Raw genomic sequence first — 16151 nt, 5'->3', positions numbered from 1 at the left:
CCCTCGCCTTTTCTCAGAAATCCCAGTCCTCGTCCTCGGTCGCCACCGCCTTTCCGATGACATAGGACGAGCCGGAGCCGGAGAAGAAGTCGTGGTTCTCGTCGGCGTTCGGCGAGAGGGCCGAGAGGATGGCGGGATTGACCTTGCAGGCCTCGGGCGGGAAGAGCGCCTCGTAGCCGAGGTTCATCAGTGCCTTGTTGGCATTGTAGTGCAGGAATTTCTTCACATCCTCGGTGAGGCCGACGCCGTCATAGAGCTCCTCGGTGTATTTGGCCTCGTTGTCGTAGAGCTCCAGCAGGAAGTCGAAGGCGAAGTCCTTGATCTCCTGCCGCTTTTCGGCGCTCAGGCGCTCCATGCCGCGCTGGAACTTGTAGCCGATGTAATAGCCGTGCACGGCCTCGTCGCGGATGATGAGGCGGATCATGTCGGCGGTATTGGTGAGCCTGGCGCGGCTCGACCAGTACATGGGCAGGTAGAAGCCGGAATAGAACAGGAAGCTTTCGAGGAAGACGGAAGCGACCTTCTTCCTGAGCGGGTCGCCGGAGGCGTATTGCTCCAGGATCAGCGCGGACTTGCGTTGCAGGAACTCGTTCTCCTCCGACCAGCGATAGGCGTCGTCGACATCCGGCGTCAGGCACAGCGTCGAGAAGATGGAGGAATAGGAGCGCGCATGCACCGCCTCCATGAAGGCGATGTTGGAGAGCACCGCCTCCTCGTGCGGCGTGGCGGAATCCGCCATCAGCGTCACCGCGCCGACGCCGTTCTGGATCGTGTCGAGCAGGGTCAGGCCGGTGAAGACGCGGATGGTGAGCTTCTGCTCCTCGGCTTTGAGCGTCGCCCAGGACGGGATGTCGTTGGAGAGCGGCACCTTTTCCGGCAGCCAGAAATTGCCGGTCAAGCGGTTCCAGACTTCGAGGTCCTTGTCGTCCTCGATGCGGTTCCAGTTGATGGCGCGCACGGCGCTGGCGGCCTTCGGGGCCTTGGTCTTCACTTGGATGTTCATGGTCGTCACCGATATCAGAGGGCGCAGGAGACACAGCCCTGCACTTCCGTGCCGGACAGCGCCATCTGGCGAAGGCGGATGTAGTAGATGGTCTTGATGCCCTTCTTCCAGGCGTAGATCTGCGCCCGGTTGATGTCGCGCGTCGTCGCCGTGTCGCGGAAGAACAGCGTCAGCGACAGGCCCTGGTCGACATGCTGCGTCGCCGCCGCATAGGTGTCGATGATCTTCTCCGGGCCGATCTCGTAGGCGTCCTGGTAATAATCGAGATTGTCGTTGGTCAGGTAGGCGGCCGGGTAGTAGACGCGGCCGATCTTGCCCTCCTTGCGGATCTCGATCTTCGAGACGATCGGATGGATCGAGGACGTGGAGTGGTTGATATAGGAGATCGACCCCGTCGGCGGCACGGCCTGGAGGTTCTGGTTGTAGAGCCCGCCCTGCATGACCGCGGCCTTCAGCTCCAGCCAGTCCTCCCGGGTCGGAACATGGATGCCGGCCGTTTCGAAGAGCGCCTTCACCTTTTCCGTCGCCGGCAGCCATTCGGCCTCGGTATATTTGTCGAAATAGTCGCCGGAGGCGTATTTCGAGTTCTCGAAGCCCTTGAAGCTGACGCCCTTCTCCACCGCCAGCCGGTTCGAGGCGCGGATGGCGTGGTAGGTCACCGTGTAGAAATAGATGTTGGTGAAGTCGATGCCTTCCTGCGAGCCGTAGAAGATGCGCTCGCGGGCGAGGTAGCCGTGCAGGTTCATCTGGCCGAGGCCGATGGCGTGGCTGTCGTCATTGCCCTTCTCGATAGAGGGAACCGAGGAGATGTGGCTCATCTCGGAAACAGCCGTCAGCGCGCGGATGGACGTCTCGATGGTCTGGCCGAAATCCGGCGAGTCCATCGCGGCGGCGATGTTGAGCGAGCCGAGATTGCAGGAGATGTCCTTGCCCATCCTGGCGTAGGACAGGTCGTCGTTGAATTCGCTCGCCTCGCTGACCTGCAGGATTTCCGAGCAGAGATTGCTCATGGTGATGCGGCCGGCGATGGGGTTTTCCCGGTTCACCGTGTCCTCGAACATGATGTAGGGATAGCCCGACTCGAACTGGATCTCGGCGATGATCTGGAAGAAGTCGCGCGCCTTGATCTTCTTCTTGCGGATGCGGCCGTCCTCGACCATCTCGCGGTACTTTTCCGTCACCGAGATCTCGGTGAAGGGCACGCCGTAGACTCGCTCCACGTCATGCGGCGAGAAGAGGTACATGTCCTCGTTGTTGCGGGCGAGCTCGAAGGTGATGTCGGGAATGACGACGCCGAGCGACAGCGTCTTGATGCGGATCTTCTCGTCCGCATTCTCGCGCTTGGTGTCGAGGAAGCGCATGATGTCAGGATGATGGGCGTGGAGATAGACCGCGCCAGCCCCCTGCCGTGCGCCGAGCTGGTTGGCGTAGGAGAACGAATCCTCCAGGAGCTTCATGACGGGGATGACGCCGGAGGACTGGTTCTCGATCTGCTTGATCGGCGCCCCCATCTCGCGAAGGTTGGTGAGCGACAGCGCCACGCCCCCGCCCCGCTTGGAAAGCTGGAGGGCCGAATTGATCGAGCGGCCGATGCTCTCCATATTGTCCTCCACGCGCAGCAGGAAGCAGGACACGAGCTCGCCGCGCTGCTTCTTGCCCGCATTGAGGAAGGTGGGCGTCGCCGGCTGGAAGCGGCCGGACATGATCTCGTCGACGAGGTCGCGGGCAAGCGCCTCGCTGCCGCGCGCCAGCGTCAGCGCCACCATGCAGACGCGGTCCTCGTAGCGCTCCAGGTAACGCTTCCCGTCGAAGGTCTTCAGCGTATAGGACGTGTAGTACTTGAACGCCCCGAGGAAGGTCGGGAAGCGGAACTTCTTGTCGTAGGCGCGGTCGAAGAGATCGCGCACGAAATTGAAGGCATACTGGTCGAGCACCTCCTGCTCGTAATAGCCCTCCGTCACCAGATAATCGAGTTTCTCCCGGAGGTTATGGAAGAACACGGTGTTCTGGTTGACGTGCTGGAGGAAATACTGCTTGGCCGCCTGCCTGTCCTTGTCGAGCTGGATCTTCCCCTCCTCGTCGTAGAGGTTCAGCATCGCGTTCAGCGCGTGGTAGTCCAGCGCCGTGATTTCCGGGACCTTCGCCGGCTTCTCGCCCGTGCGCGGCACCAAAGAGTTCATCGTGTCCAAAATCGTTCCAGTCCCTGTCTGACGTTGTCGACGTCCTCATCCGTGCCGAGCAGTTCGAAACGGTAGAGGAACGGCACGGCGCATTTCGCGGCGATGATGTTGCCCGCGACGGCGTATCCCGTGCCGAAATTGGTGTTGCCCGCCGCGATCACGCCGCGGATCAGGCTTCGGTTGCGCGGATTGTTGAGGAAGCGGATGACCGGTTTCGGCACCGCCCCCTTCTCCCCGCCCCCGCCATAGGTCGGCGAGACCAGCACGAAGGGCTCCTCGACTTCCGGCGGTTCCTCCGCCGCATCGACCGGCAGGCGCAGGGCGTCGATGCCGAGCCTTGCCACGAAGCGGCGGGTATTTTCCGACCGGCTGGAGAAATAGACGAGCCCGGCCATGGCCCCGGCTCAGGCGAGCGCGCTGATCATGTCCGGGCGAAAGCCGGCCCAATGCCGCTCGCCGGCAATGACCACCGGAACCTGGCGGTAGCCGAGGCCCTGCACGAGGGCGAAGGCCTCGGCATTCTCGGAGATATCGACGATGCTGTAGTCGATGCCCTGGCGGTCGAGCGCGCGGGTGGTCGCGGTGCACTGGACGCAGGCGGGCTTGGAATAGACGGTGATCGACATGGCTTTCCTCGTTTTTTTTCAATCAGGCATGGGAAATCGTTCGGCCATCCGCCGATGGCCGTGCGATGAATTTCAAAGGGTACGGGCGGCTGTCTGCCGACGGCCGGGCGCGGGGCGCCGCCTACTCGCGCGGAGGAACTGGAAACAGGATCGACATGACCTCACCCCGAGACATTGCAGCAGGGTATCGGGGAGACGGCGGGGCGGCATCCTTCCGCAGCCCGACGCTCGCCATCCGGACACCCCGCCCGTGGACGTTCATGGACGAGGCAGGTCTCCTGGCTTGCGGGTCGCCGCATCCGTTCGCCTTCCCAAGGCATTGGCGCCTCAGTGGCTTATTCGAACGAATGCTCGCCGCTTACAGTTGCGGGGGCAGCTCCGGACAATCGCGGCCATCATGGCCGCCCCGGATTCCCGTCTTAGCCTTCGATCCTCTCGAATCGAAGGAACCTCGAACACAAGATATAGTAGACGAGGTAAAAAATGCGTCAATCACTATGATGGCTTATCAACGGTTTCGTCACGGCGGACGGGAACGGGCCGGTCCCGGCCGTCCACCGCGACCATGACGAAGCGGCCCTTCGCCGTGCAGGCGCGCGCGCCGCTCATCAGGTCTTCCGACCACAGTTCGACCGCGACGGTCATCGACGTGCGCCCGACGCGAACGACGGTCGCGACGGTGTCCACGATCGCCCCCACCGCGACCGGCGCGCGGAAATCGACCCGTTCCGAAGCGGCGAGCACCGTGATGCGCCGGCCGTGGCGTGTCGCCGCGACGAAGGCCGCCCTGGTCATGGCGGCGAGCGCCTCGCCGCCGAACATGCGGCCGAAACTGTTCGCCTGGTCGGCGAAAACGATGTCGCTCGCGCATGGGCCGAGGCCGGCCTCCTCCCGCACCGCCGCCACGGGCGGAAGGCACCAGCCCGGCGCTGCATGCGGCGGCGGAACGGCGACCATGCTGAAGCTGCCCCGCGTGCACAGCCGCCGCTCGCCGCTGACGAGGCCCTCGGCCACCATCTCCACCTCCACCGTCATGGATTTGCGGCCGACGCGCGTGACGCGTGCCACGAGTTCGACCAGTTCCCCGACACGCGCCGGGGCCTGGAAATCGACGCGATCGACGGACGCCGTCACGAAAGGCACGCGCCCGTGGCGGGTGGCGGCGATGAAGGCGATACGGTCCATCAGCGCGAGCCCCGCGCCGCCGAAGAGCGTTCCGTGATGGTTCGTATCGCCGGGAAAGACCAGGGCGATGAGACGGCTGGGCGGTGCCGGGATCGCTCCCGGCACCGCCGTGTCTTCGAGCGCGCGGCTCATCGCGCCGTCACCGCGGCGTCCTGCGGGCCGTCGGCATCGCGCAGGCGCCGAGCGGCCTCGACCATGTTGACGAGCGCCGGCCTCACCTCCTCCCACTTGCGGGTCTTGAGGCCGCAATCCGGATTGACCCAGAGCTGGCGATCCTGAAGGCGCTGGCGGGCGAGCGACAGGAGACCGGTCATCTCCTCGGTCCCGGGCACGCGCGGCGAGTGGATGTCGTAGACGCCGGGGCCGATCTCGTTCGGATACCGGAAGTTCCGGAACGCATCGAGAAGCTCCATCTTCGAGCGCGAGGTCTCGATGGAGATCACGTCGGCATCCATCGCCGCGATGGCCGGGATGATGTCGTTGAACTCCGAGTAGCACATATGGGTGTGGATCTGGGTTCCGTCCGCCACGCCGCTGGAGCACAGGCGGAAGGCTTCGACCGCCCAGTCCAGATAGTGCCGCCAGTCCTTGTGGCGGAGCGGCAGGCCTTCGCGAAGGGCGGCCTCGTCGATCTGGATCATCTTCGCGCCGGCCTTTTCGAGGTCCGACACCTCGTCGCGGATGGCAAGCGCGATCTGCCGGCACGTTTCGCTGCGCGGTATGTCGTCCCGCACGAAGGACCAGTTGAGGATGGTCACCGGCCCGGTCAGCATGCCCTTCACCGGCTTGCGGGTGAGCGACTGCGCATATTGCCACCAGCGCACGGTCATCGGGTTCGGGCGCGAGACGTCGCCGAAGATGATCGGCGGGCGGACGTAGCGCGAGCCGTAGCTCTGCACCCAGGCATGCCGGGTGAAGGCGAAGCCGGAAAGCTGCTCGCCGAAATACTGCACCATGTCGTTGCGCTCGAACTCGCCGTGCACCAGCACGTCGAGGCCGATCTCCTCCTGCCAGCGGATGGCGGCCGCCGTTTCCCTGCGCAGGAAGGCCTCGTAGTCCTTGTAGCTCAGCGCGCCCCCGGCATGGGCCGAGCGCGCCTTGCGGACATCGCTGGTCTGCGGGAACGAACCGATGGTCGTCGTGGGGAAGAGCGGCAAGGCGATGGCATCCGCCTGCGCCGCGCGGCGGTCCTCGAAAGCGCTTGCACGCGTCTTCATGCCCGCGTCGATACCGGCGACGCGCCCCCGGACGAGCGGATCCGTCACCTTCGGGGAGGAGGCGCGGGCGGCAATCGCCTGCGCGGCATCGTTCACCGCTTCCCGCACGGCATCCTTGCCTTGCGCCAGTCCCCTGCCGAGCGTTGCAAGCTCGCCGAGCTTCTGCGTGGCGAAGGCAAGCCAGGTCCTGAGGTCCGCATCCAGCGCGGTTTCAAGCTCCAGGTCGATCGGCACATGCAGCAGCGAGCAGGAAGCCGCGACCGCGACGGCATCGGCCCCGCGTGCGGCGACGACCGGCGCCAGCCGATCGAGAATGGCGGCAAGATCGGCACGCCAGATGTTGCGCCCGTCGATGACGCCGAGCGACAGGACCTGATCGGCCCGCACCGTCCTTGCGACCGCGTCGAGCTGTTCCGGGGCGCGCGCGAGATCGATGTGAAGGCCGGCCACCGGAAGCGCGGCGGCCGCTTCGAGATTGTCGGCCAGCGCACCGAAATATGTCGTCAGCATCACCTTCAGGCCGGGCGCAGCCTTGGCAAGGCGGTCATAGGCAAGCTTGAAGGCGTGGCGTTCGCCTTCGGTAAGGTCGAGCGCGAGGATCGGCTCGTCGACCTGCACCCAGTCCGCACCGGCCGCAGCGAGCCTGCGGAACAGTTCCTCGTAGACGGGGAGCAGACTTGCGAGAAGGTCGAGCGGCTTGAACGTCGCCGGCCGGGCCTTGGCAAGCTTGAGGAAGGTGACCGGGCCGAGCACGACCGGACGCGTATGGATGCCGAGTGCCTTCGCTTCCAGGAAATGGTCGACGGGTTTCTGCGAGGTGAGCGTGAAGACCTGGTCCTCGACAATGTCAGGAACCATGTAGTGATAGTTCGTGTCGAACCACTTGGTCATTTCGAGCGCCGGAACGCCATGGCCGCGATGGGCATGGCCGCAACCGACGGGACCGTCGCCCTCGCTGCCGCGGGCCATCGCGAAATAGAGGGAGAGCGGCACCTCGCCGCCCGTCCAGCCATAGACGGCGGGGATCGCGCCGACCATGACGGCGGTATCCAGCACATGGTCGTAGAAGGAGAAGTCGTTCGACGGGATCTGCGTGATCCCGTTGTCGCGCTGGAGCGCCCAGTTCTCGGCGCGCAGCGTCTTTGCCGTTTCGAGGAGGTCGCCTTCGGCGATCCTGCCGGACCAGTAACCTTCGAGCGCGAATTTCAATTCGCGATGGCGACCGATGCGCGGGAAGCCGAGGGAGGCGACCGGGAGAGTTCTGTTGGACATTGTCATACCCCATTGGTTTCTGGGGGCATGGGTAAGCGGACGCATGCAGGCACCCGCGCGAGGCGGGCCGCAGCAACCACCGGGACACCCCGCCCGTGGACGTTGTTTCGTCTTGGCAGGTCTCCTGGCTCACGGGTCGTCGCCGCTGTCCGTCTTCCCAAGGCTTTCGCCTCAGTGACATGGGTGGACAGCGGCTCGCCGCTCACAGTTGCGGGGGCAGCCCCGGCCTTGCCGAATGATCGGCGCACCGGATTCCCTCTTAGCCCTGAAGCAGCCAAAACCGCCCCAGGGAACCACGACGAGGACAGTTCTCGTCATCGCGACGGGAATGTCAATAGACATAAAGAAATGTTTATATCTTTATTTTTCTGATCTCTGCGCTCGGCATTCGAGAAACCGCGCTTGCGCCACGCCCGGTCAGCGCCGAGCGAGATCCAGTCCTGGTGTCGAGGAAGGGCGAAGCGCTTTCGCAATCGCCATGGGACGAATTCGCGTTCGCCGCAGTTCAAGGGGGAGTTGTCGCTGGCGGTCATCGGCCGGCGCCCGTTCGCAACAGAAAATTGGGCAGAACCTGCCGGAACCCGGGCTTTTCAGCCCGTCGGACGTGGTCGGAGTGGAGAGATTCGAACTCCCGACCCTCTGGTCCCAAACCAGATGCGCTACCAGACTGCGCTACACTCCGTCCGTCCCGGCGATGGGGAGATACACGCATCCGCCCTCTGCCGCAACAGGAAATGGGCGTCTTCAAGCGCTTGTCGCTGGAAATGGCGGGCTACTGCGCCTTGCGCAGGGAATCCATCAGCGCGTTCTCGACGCGGTTGCCCGCGCCGATGCCGAGACGCCGGACGGTGCCGCCGTTCAGTTCCAGCACGTAGTCGATCGGCCCCTGCGAATCGATGATCGATTCGGAATGCGGCTCGGCGTTCTCCTTGATCGCGCGCACCTTGCCGTCCCTGGCGATGAACAGCATGTCGAGCGGCAGATAGGTGTTCTTCATCCACATGAAAACCTGCCGCGTCTCGCCGAAGGCGAAGAGCATGCCGTGGTCCGGCGCCATCTCGCGGCGGTGCATCAGCCCCTGCTCGCGCTGGCGTGGCGTGATGGCGAGCTCCACCGTGAAGGCGTGGCGCTTGCCGTCCTTCGTGACGATCGTCAGCGGCTGCGTGTCGAACGTCTCCGCCGCAAGGACCGAAAGGGAAAAACAGAAGAAAAGCGCCAGGGCGGCGCTTGCGAGGCGCGCGAAACCGGCCGCCCGCGCGAAAAGGCCCATTAGTGGGCCCTGTTGCCGGGAACCGGCATGTCCGGATGGATCTCCGCCGCCATCAGGCCCTTCTCGCCGTCGCCGAAGCGCACGAGAACGACCTGGCCGGGGCGCAGCTCCGTCAGGCCGAAGCGGCGCAGCGTCTCCATATGGATGAAGATGTCCTCCGTGCCCTCGCCGCGCGTCAGGAAGCCGAAGCCCTTGGTGCGGTTGAACCACTTGACCAGCACGCGCTCCAGCCCGCTCGACGGGGTGACCTGCACATGGGTCTTGACCGGCGGCATCTGCGAGGGATGCACGGCCGTCGTCTGGTCCATGGAAAGGATGCGGAAGGCCTGGTAGCCGCGGTCGCGCTTCTGGATCAGCGCGACGACGCGCGTGCCCTCCAGGACCGTCTGGTAGCCGTCGCGGCGCAGGCACGTGACGTGCAGCAGCACGTCCTGCATGCCATTGTCGGGCACGATGAAGCCGAACCCCTTGGCAACGTCGAACCACTTGATGACCCCGGTGATCTCGATCAGATCGACGGCGTCATTGCTCTGGTCATCACGGCCCGTGATTTCCTTTGAAGACACCCTATCCGCCATGACCTGCCAGCCCCTCGTTTACGCGTCACATGAGTTACGGTTAACTGATTCTTGATAACCAGAATAACATTGTCCCGATGCGAATGCGCAAGCCCCTTTGAAAGTTTTGCCGGCCCCATTGGTAGGCTGCAAGGCTTGCCTGAGGCTGACAAAACCCTACTCTTTCGGACGATTCCACATTCAGAGGATATTCCAATGCGTTATCTCCACACGATGGTCCGCGTCAAAGACGTCGACACGTCCCTGCACTTCTATTCGACGCTGTTCGGCCTCAAGGAAGTGCGCCGCTACGAGAACGAAAAGGGCCGCTTCACGCTGATCTTCCTCGCCGCGCCCGAGGATATCGAGGCCGCGCGGGCGAACGCCGCGCCCTGCCTCGAGCTCACCTACAACTGGGACAGCGAGGATTATACCGGCGGGCGCAATTTCGGCCACCTCGCCTACGAGGTCGACGACATCTATGCGACCTGCCAGAAGCTGATGGACAACGGCGTCACCATCAACCGCCCGCCGCGCGACGGCCACATGGCCTTCGTGCGCTCGCCGGACGGCATTTCCATCGAGATCCTGCAGAAGGGCGAAAGCCTGCCGCCGGCCGAGCCCTGGGCCTCCATGGGCAATACCGGCGCCTGGTAGGCGAGAGCCGGACGCAAGCTCCGGGCAAAGCTTGCGCCCTATCATCCGTGCAACGATCATCGTTCCGCCGTATTTGACCGGAAATCTCTTGCCCATCCGGTCGATCGCCAGCGAGAGGGGTGCTTTGGCCGATTCGGGCCGGACAGCTTCCCGTTCTGCGTTTCACGGCTTTACGCGCTTCGGCCTTTACACCACCGGCCGAAACGTTAACATCGCAGCAACCGCAACCTGGCCTGTGGCTTTTCTCGATTGCGGTTGCGACTGTTTGAAGAAACGGCCCCATCGGCGGCAAGACCGAGGGCACGAACGTCGAAAGCGGGGGAAAGCCTTTGCAGGACATGCAGGGAAAGTGGCCAGGCCTGAAGGCGCTGCGGTATGGATTGCTGCTGGCCGTTTCGGTCGCCACGCTCTCGGGCTGCGTTTCCGCAGTCTCCACGGATATGCGCGCGGACAGCATGGGCGCGCAGGAAAGCGAAGACACGGTTGCCGAAGGCAGCACGGACGAGACCACCACGCCCGTGGTGAGCGCGGGCGCTGCCGGCCGGACGACCGGGGACGCCCCTGTCGATGTCGCCGCGGCGGTTGCGGCGGACCAGCAGGTCGCGGGCGATGCCGCCGCCGAGCGGGCGGGCCTCGTCCTGCAGCCGACGACGCTGAATGCCGGCAGGGCCAGCATCTACGGCAATGGCAGCGAGGCGGTCGCGACCGGCAATGCCTATGCGACGCAGACCGTGGGCGCCAATGCCGCCGTCAACAGCCTCTATGCCACGACCGGCGCCGCACAGGCGGCCGACCAGTCCGGCCGCCTGCCGGTCGAGGACATGCCGCCGGTCGGATCGACCGGCCAGCAGCCGCTCGCCACGCTCGGCGACGAGCAGGCGGAGATCACGCTGCCGGAAAACGGGCCGATCCCCAAGACCGCGCGAACGGCCCTCACCGCGGAAGCCGCCGCGGGCAACGCGGCCGATCTTGCGCTTGCGACGCCGGCAAACGACGGCGCCGCCGGCCAGGCAACCGCGACCGACATCAAGAAGGACGAGCCGCGAAAGACCGTGACGCTCGCCTCGCTCTTCGCCAACAAGCGCGAGGCCAAGCCGCAGTTCGACGGCGATCGTTTTGCCGAGCAGCCGCGCCGCGTGCTCAACCGGGAAAGCGCGAACGCCACCCGCAAGGCCTCGCTCGGCACGCTGCCCGGCGTTTCGGTGGCCAGTTCCATGTTCTCGACGGATCATTCGGAGGCCGAGGAGGTCGAGGACGACGGTCCGCAGTTCAAGGAAGTCGCCTCGCTCGCCGGCCTCGCCCGGCTTGCGCCGAACGGCCTGTGGCTGCAGACGGAGAAGGTGCGCACCGGCTGTTTCAAGCCGGAACTGCTGCAGGTGCTGAAGACGATCGAGAAGCATTACGACAAGCCGATCATCGTGACATCGGGCCTGCGCGACCTGAAGGTCAACCGCGCCAAGCAGTCGCTGCACACGCGCTGCGAGGCGGCCGATATCCAGATTTCCGGCGTCAGCAAATGGGAGCTTGCGGAATATCTGCGCAGCATGCCGGGCCGCGGCGGCGTCGGCACCTATTGCCACACCGAATCCGTGCATATCGACGTCGGCCCGGAGCGGGACTGGAACTGGCGCTGCCGGCGGCGCAAGTAGGCAGTACCCTAACCCTCTGTGATCGATGCCTTTTCGCATGAGGAGCCGCCCCCGGGGCGGCTTTTCATTTTTTTGTCACAACGGCTTTTTTCCGGCTTGCAGAAGGCCAAACGCCCTTCTATAAGACGCCCACCGCACGCGCCCTTCGTCTATCGGTTAGGACGTCAGATTTTCATTCTGAAAAGAGGGGTTCGACTCCCCTAGGGCGTGCCACCCCCTCCCCCTGAAATGAATTGCCGCCGATTGTTCGACGCTCAAGGCACCGTAGTGCCCGCAGGGCGTGCGGAACGAAGCATGGCCAGGAACGTTTACGATCCACGGCTGCGATCTTGCGCGGCCGGGCGAGAGGCCCCGTCGAGCTTGGCCCAGCGCTCCGGGGTCTCGAACCGCGCGGGGTCGCGCCGCCCGCCCGGCCCAGCTGCCGGACGAGCGGCTGCGTGTTGCCCACGGGGCAACGGGGCTGAGCCAGCGGGCGCCACCGGGAGGGTCGAACGGCGGCAGCCTCAGGTCCTCAGCACCAGATATATGGGAAGGCGCCCGCCGGATTGCCAGTCGTCAAATCGGGATGCCGGCAAGCCGCGCCGGCAGGCCGGCCCCTGCCCCTCGGGCGGGCTGGCCCGCATGGAAACGACGGCCCCCGTCTGCGTCTTTCCTGCCCTGTGAAAAAGTTGCCGCCGACGCGATTTTCCGTCTTGCGAATCCGGTCGGGCCCGACTAGATAACGCCCACCGCACGCGCCCTTCGTCTATCGGTTAGGACGTCAGATTTTCATTCTGAAAAGAGGGGTTCGACTCCCCTAGGGCGTGCCACCCTCCCTTGAGACATATCGATCGAAGTCCCGAAGTGCTTGCGGGGGGCAGCGCGACGACCGGCGGCCATGTTTCTTCAAGCCGCGGGAAAAATTGAAAATTCCTGCATTTGGGGCTTGCGCAAATCAGCGGTCCCGACTAGATAACGCCCACCGCACGCGCCCTTCGTCTATCGGTTAGGACGTCAGATTTTCATTCTGAAAAGAGGGGTTCGACTCCCCTAGGGCGTGCCACCCCTCCTCCTTATTCGACAATCGAGACCGTCCCGTCAGAACGCCTTTGCGGCGTCCAGAACGCGGAACTGTATGCGCCGGCTGCCCTGCCAGCTATCGGCGGAAAGCGTGCCGGCGATGTGCACCGCCTGCCCGCGCTGCTGCATCAGGAAAAGACCGAGATCGGCTTCCGCCGCGCGGAAGGCCATGGCGCCGAGGCGCCCGCCGTCGGGCCCTTCGAGCTCCAGGCGCAGGTGATTGACGCCGACGGGCCTGACGTCGCGCACCCGGTGCGCCGGCAGCGCGAAGATCGGCTGGGGATGGCCGGAGCCATAAGGGCCGGCCTGCTCCAGTTGGTCGGCGAGCGCCAGCGTCGCGCCGCCGGCGCTCAGCGCCCCGTCGATCTTCAGCGTTTCCACGGCCACCAGGTCGCGCACGGTCCGCTCGGCGCGTTCTTCGAAGAAGGCGCGCAGACGGCCGAGCTTTTCCCGCTCCACCGTCAGCCCCGCCGCCATGGCATGGCCGCCGCCCTTGACGAGGATGCCCTCCTCCACGGCGGCGCGCACCATGCGGCCGAGATCGAAGCCGCTGATCGAGCGGCCGGAGCCGGTGCCCTTGCCGGAGGGATCGAAGGCGATGGCGAAGGCGGGCCGGCGGAATCGGTCCTTGAGGCGCGAGGCGAGCAGGCCGACGACGCCCGGATGCCAGCCCTCGCGGGCCGTCAGGATGACGGAGGCGCTTTCGCCGGTGCCGTATTCCGCCTGCGCCTCGGCCTCCGCCTCGGCCAGCATGGCGGCCTCCATGGCCTGGCGCTCGCGGTTGAGGTCGTCGAGCTGCTTTGCGATTCGCTCGGCCTCGCCCGGCTCGTCGATCGTCAAAAGCCGGCTGCCGAGCGCCGCATCGCCGATGCGCCCGCCGGCATTGATGCGCGGGCCGACGAGGAAGCCGAGATGATAGGGCGTCACCGGCCCGCCGATGCCCGCCTGCTTCAGGAGCGCCGTCAGCCCGGCATTGCCGAGATGGCGCGCGGCGACGAGGCCCTTGACCACATAAGCGCGGTTGAGCCCCTTCAGGGGAACGACGTCGCAGACGGTGGAGAGCGCCACGAGGTCGAGCATGGCGAGGAGATCGAAGGTCTTCGCCCGTGCATCGCCCCTTTCCCGCATGACGCGCTGCAGCGCCACCAGGACGAGGAAGACGACGCCGGCGGCCGACAGGTGCCCCTGCCCCGACAGGTCGTCCTCGCGGTTCGGATTGACCAGCGCATGGGCCGGCGGCAGCGCCTCGCCCACCTGGTGGTGGTCGATGACGACCACGTCGACGCCGCGCGCCTTCGCCACGGCAAGCGATTCGTGGCTGGTCGAGCCGCAGTCGACCGTGACGATCAGCTCGGCGCCGCGCTCGATGAGCTGGGCGATGGCGTTGGGGTTCGGGCCATAGCCCTCGAAGATGCGGTCGGGGATGTAGATTTCCGCCTGCACGCCGAAATGCGCGAGGAAACGATAGAGGAGCGCCGAGGAGGATGCGCCGTCGACGTCATAGTCGCCGAAGATCGCGACGCGCTGGCGCCTTTCGATGGCCAGCGCCAGCCGCTCCGTGGCCGCCTCGCAGTCCATCAGGCTGTAGGGTTCGGGCATCAGGCGGCGCAGCGTCGGGTCGAGGAACTCGACGGCGCCTTCGAAGGGCACGCCCCGCCCCGCCAGCACGCGCGCGATGAGATCCGGCAGGCCATGGCTCTGGCTCATTGCCAGCGCCCGGTTCTCCCCCGCCTGGTCGAGCCGCGCCACCCAGCGCTGGCCGGTCACCGAGCGCTCGACATTCAGGAAGGCCCGGCTGACGGGGTCGGCGTTTTCCAGCATGCTCATGGCGGCTCCGGCAACGAGAGCTTTTCCGCTTTTCTCCGAATCGCGAAAACGCTCTATCTCCTTGTTTTGCCGCATTTCCGGACGCAAAACCGCTTCGCACTTTTGCTGGAAATGCTCTGGACTGCAGACAAGTCGCGAAGACCTTTCCCTCGAAAACCTCTCCTTCGTCATCCTCGGGTCAAGCCCGAGGATGACGGAGCGTGTCGCACAGGTTACCGAAAACCATTGCCGAGGTCTTCGATAATCTTGTGCCGCGTCAAGAGGATCTCAAATCAGGCCGTCTTCGGCCGCTCGATGCGGATCACCTGCGGTTCGCCGACAAGATAGCCCTCGCCCTTGACGGACCCCACGGCCTTGCGGACGGAATCCTCCATCGTCGCGTGGGTGACGAGGATGATGGTCTTCGGATCGGTCGATTCGGTCGTCGACTGCGCGCGCTGCACGATGGATTCCAGCGATATGCCGTTTTCCGCCATATGCTTGGCGATGCTGGCGAAGACGCCGGTGCGGTCTTCCACCGAAAGGCGGATGAAGTAGCCGCCGTGGTGCTTGCGGATCTGCGCGCGCTTGTAGGGGGCAAGCGAGGCGGCCGGGCGGCCGAGCGCCGGCACGGTCTGCGCGCCCGGGCGGCTCTTGGCGATGTCGGCAATGTCGCCGAGCGCGGCCGAGGCCGTCGCATTGCCGCCGGCGCCGGGGCCGACCATCAGCAGCTCGCCGAGAATGTCCGATTCGATCGCCACGGCATTCGTCACGCCGTCCACCTGCGCGATGACGCTGTCGAGCGGCACCATGGTCGGGTGCACGCGCTGTTCGACGCCCGTATCCGTCTTCTGCGCGACGCCGAGCAGCTTGATGCGGTAGCCGAGATCGGCGGCGGCGCGGATGTCGTCGATGGAGATGTTGGTGATGCCTTCGAGATAGATGTCGTCGGCCGAAATCTTCGTGCCGAAGGCGAGCGTCGTCAGGATCGACAGCTTGTGCGCCGTGTCGTTGCCCTCGATGTCGAAGGCGGGATCGGCCTCGGCATAACCGAGGCGCTGGGCTTCCTTGAGGCACGCCTCGAAGCTGAGGCCCTCCTTCTCCATCTTGGTCAGGATGTAGTTGCAGGTGCCGTTCATGATGCCGTAGACGCGGGAAATCGTGTTGCCCGTCAGCGACTCGCGCAGCGCCTTGATGACCGGAATGCCGCCGGCGACGGCCGCCTCGTAGTTGAGGATGCAGCCGTTCTCCTCGGCGATGCCGGCAAGCTCCACGCCATGGGCGGCGAGCAGCGCCTTGTTGGCCGTCACGACATGCACGCCGCGCGAAAGCGCCGCCTTGACCGCGGCATGGGCCGGATCGCCGGCCCCGCCCATCAGTTCCACGAAGACGTCGATCCTTGCCTCGCGGGCGAGCGCGACCGGATCGTCGAACCATTCGGCGGCGGAAAGATCGACGCCGCGGTCGCGGCCCTTGCTGCGAGCCGTCACGGCGGCGATCTCGATCGGCCGGCCGCACGTCGTCTGAAGCATGTCCCTGCGTTCGACGAGAATCTTCGCGAGCGAGGCACCAACGGTTCCCAAGCCCGCAATGCCGATCTTCAGGGCATCAGCCATGGTCATGTCCTATAACGTTTTGGAAGAAAGCCCTCCGCAGAGACGCGGAGGGCG

At 65.2% G+C, this 16151-nt stretch carries 12 protein-coding genes, 4 tRNA genes and 2 riboswitches; of the genes, 5 read left to right on the top strand and 11 right to left on the bottom strand.

What is annotated here, in order from left to right; translation table 11 throughout:
* Nucleotides 1–13: 13 nt before the first annotated feature.
* The 9 genes from nrdF to shn_RS08285 form a co-directional block, all read right to left on the bottom strand.
* The gene (gene nrdF, locus shn_RS08325) at nucleotides 14–1003 is read right to left on the bottom strand and encodes a class 1b ribonucleoside-diphosphate reductase subunit beta (RefSeq protein ID WP_064332496.1); all 990 of its coding nucleotides are present in this window, start codon (nucleotides 1001–1003) and stop codon (nucleotides 14–16) included.
* A gap of 14 nt (nucleotides 1004–1017) precedes the next feature.
* Complete coding sequence (gene nrdE / locus shn_RS08320) at nucleotides 1018–3183, bottom strand: class 1b ribonucleoside-diphosphate reductase subunit alpha (RefSeq protein ID WP_145925885.1); 2166 nt, start codon at nucleotides 3181–3183, stop codon at nucleotides 1018–1020.
* Entirely contained in the window at nucleotides 3180–3578 is a 399-nt protein-coding gene (nrdI, locus tag shn_RS08315; RefSeq protein WP_064329971.1) for a class Ib ribonucleoside-diphosphate reductase assembly flavoprotein NrdI, read from the bottom strand. Before nrdI ends, nrdE begins: the two co-directional genes overlap by 4 nt.
* Nucleotides 3579–3587: 9 nt before the next feature.
* Nucleotides 3588–3809, bottom strand: a complete 222-nt coding sequence (gene nrdH, locus shn_RS08310; RefSeq protein ID WP_064329970.1) for a glutaredoxin-like protein NrdH — start codon at nucleotides 3807–3809, stop codon at nucleotides 3588–3590.
* Nucleotides 3810–4059: 250 nt separating this feature from the next.
* A riboswitch (cobalamin riboswitch) is annotated at nucleotides 4060–4278 on the bottom strand.
* Nucleotides 4279–4304: 26 nt separating this feature from the next.
* Nucleotides 4305–5126 (bottom strand): acyl-CoA thioesterase, encoded by an 822-nt coding sequence (locus shn_RS08305; RefSeq protein WP_064329969.1) that lies wholly within the window; start codon nucleotides 5124–5126, stop codon nucleotides 4305–4307.
* Entirely contained in the window at nucleotides 5123–7483 is a 2361-nt protein-coding gene (metE, locus tag shn_RS08300; protein ID WP_064329968.1) for a 5-methyltetrahydropteroyltriglutamate--homocysteine S-methyltransferase, read from the bottom strand. Before metE ends, shn_RS08305 begins: the two co-directional genes overlap by 4 nt.
* 96 nt (nucleotides 7484–7579) lie before the next feature.
* Nucleotides 7580–7796, bottom strand: a riboswitch (cobalamin riboswitch).
* A 292-nt stretch (nucleotides 7797–8088) separates the two neighbouring features.
* Nucleotides 8089–8165 (bottom strand) — tRNA-Pro (locus tag shn_RS08295).
* Between the two features lie 90 nt (nucleotides 8166–8255).
* The gene (locus tag shn_RS08290; RefSeq protein WP_064329967.1) at nucleotides 8256–8753 is read right to left on the bottom strand and encodes a DUF192 domain-containing protein; all 498 of its coding nucleotides are present in this window, start codon (nucleotides 8751–8753) and stop codon (nucleotides 8256–8258) included.
* On the bottom strand, nucleotides 8753–9331 hold the full coding sequence (locus tag shn_RS08285) for a cold-shock protein (protein ID WP_064329966.1): 579 nt from the start codon (nucleotides 9329–9331) through the stop codon (nucleotides 8753–8755). The genes shn_RS08290 and shn_RS08285 overlap by 1 nt, the downstream gene beginning before the upstream one ends.
* A gap of 195 nt (nucleotides 9332–9526) precedes the next feature.
* On the opposite strand from shn_RS08285, the gene gloA reads away from it, so the two are divergent.
* From gloA to shn_RS08260, 5 genes are all read left to right on the top strand, one after another.
* The gene (gene gloA / locus shn_RS08280) at nucleotides 9527–9967 is read left to right on the top strand and encodes a lactoylglutathione lyase (protein ID WP_064329965.1); all 441 of its coding nucleotides are present in this window, start codon (nucleotides 9527–9529) and stop codon (nucleotides 9965–9967) included.
* Nucleotides 9968–10305: 338 nt separating this feature from the next.
* Nucleotides 10306–11616: a YcbK family protein gene (locus shn_RS08275; RefSeq protein ID WP_064332495.1), complete on the top strand. Its 1311-nt coding sequence runs from the start codon at nucleotides 10306–10308 to the stop codon at nucleotides 11614–11616.
* 138 nt (nucleotides 11617–11754) lie between these two features.
* A tRNA-Glu gene (locus shn_RS08270) sits at nucleotides 11755–11829 on the top strand.
* 521 nt (nucleotides 11830–12350) lie between these two features.
* Nucleotides 12351–12425: transfer RNA gene (locus shn_RS08265), tRNA-Glu, on the top strand.
* Nucleotides 12426–12583: 158 nt separating this feature from the next.
* Nucleotides 12584–12658: transfer RNA gene (locus tag shn_RS08260), tRNA-Glu, on the top strand.
* A 35-nt stretch (nucleotides 12659–12693) separates the two neighbouring features.
* Here the strand turns inward: shn_RS08260 and recJ are convergent.
* Nucleotides 12694–14496: a single-stranded-DNA-specific exonuclease RecJ gene (recJ, locus tag shn_RS08255; RefSeq protein WP_064332494.1), complete on the bottom strand. Its 1803-nt coding sequence runs from the start codon at nucleotides 14494–14496 to the stop codon at nucleotides 12694–12696.
* Nucleotides 14497–14774: 278 nt separating this feature from the next.
* Nucleotides 14775–16097 (bottom strand): homoserine dehydrogenase, encoded by a 1323-nt coding sequence (locus shn_RS08250; protein ID WP_064332493.1) that lies wholly within the window; start codon nucleotides 16095–16097, stop codon nucleotides 14775–14777.
* Between the last annotated feature and the right edge of the window lie 54 nt (nucleotides 16098–16151).

The organism is Shinella sp. HZN7, from assembly GCF_001652565.1.
In the GTDB taxonomy this organism is placed as follows: Bacteria; Pseudomonadota; Alphaproteobacteria; order Rhizobiales; family Rhizobiaceae; genus Shinella; species Shinella granuli.
The sequence above is the reverse complement of the archived record's forward strand: the minus strand, read 5'-3'. Positions and strand labels throughout refer to the sequence as shown.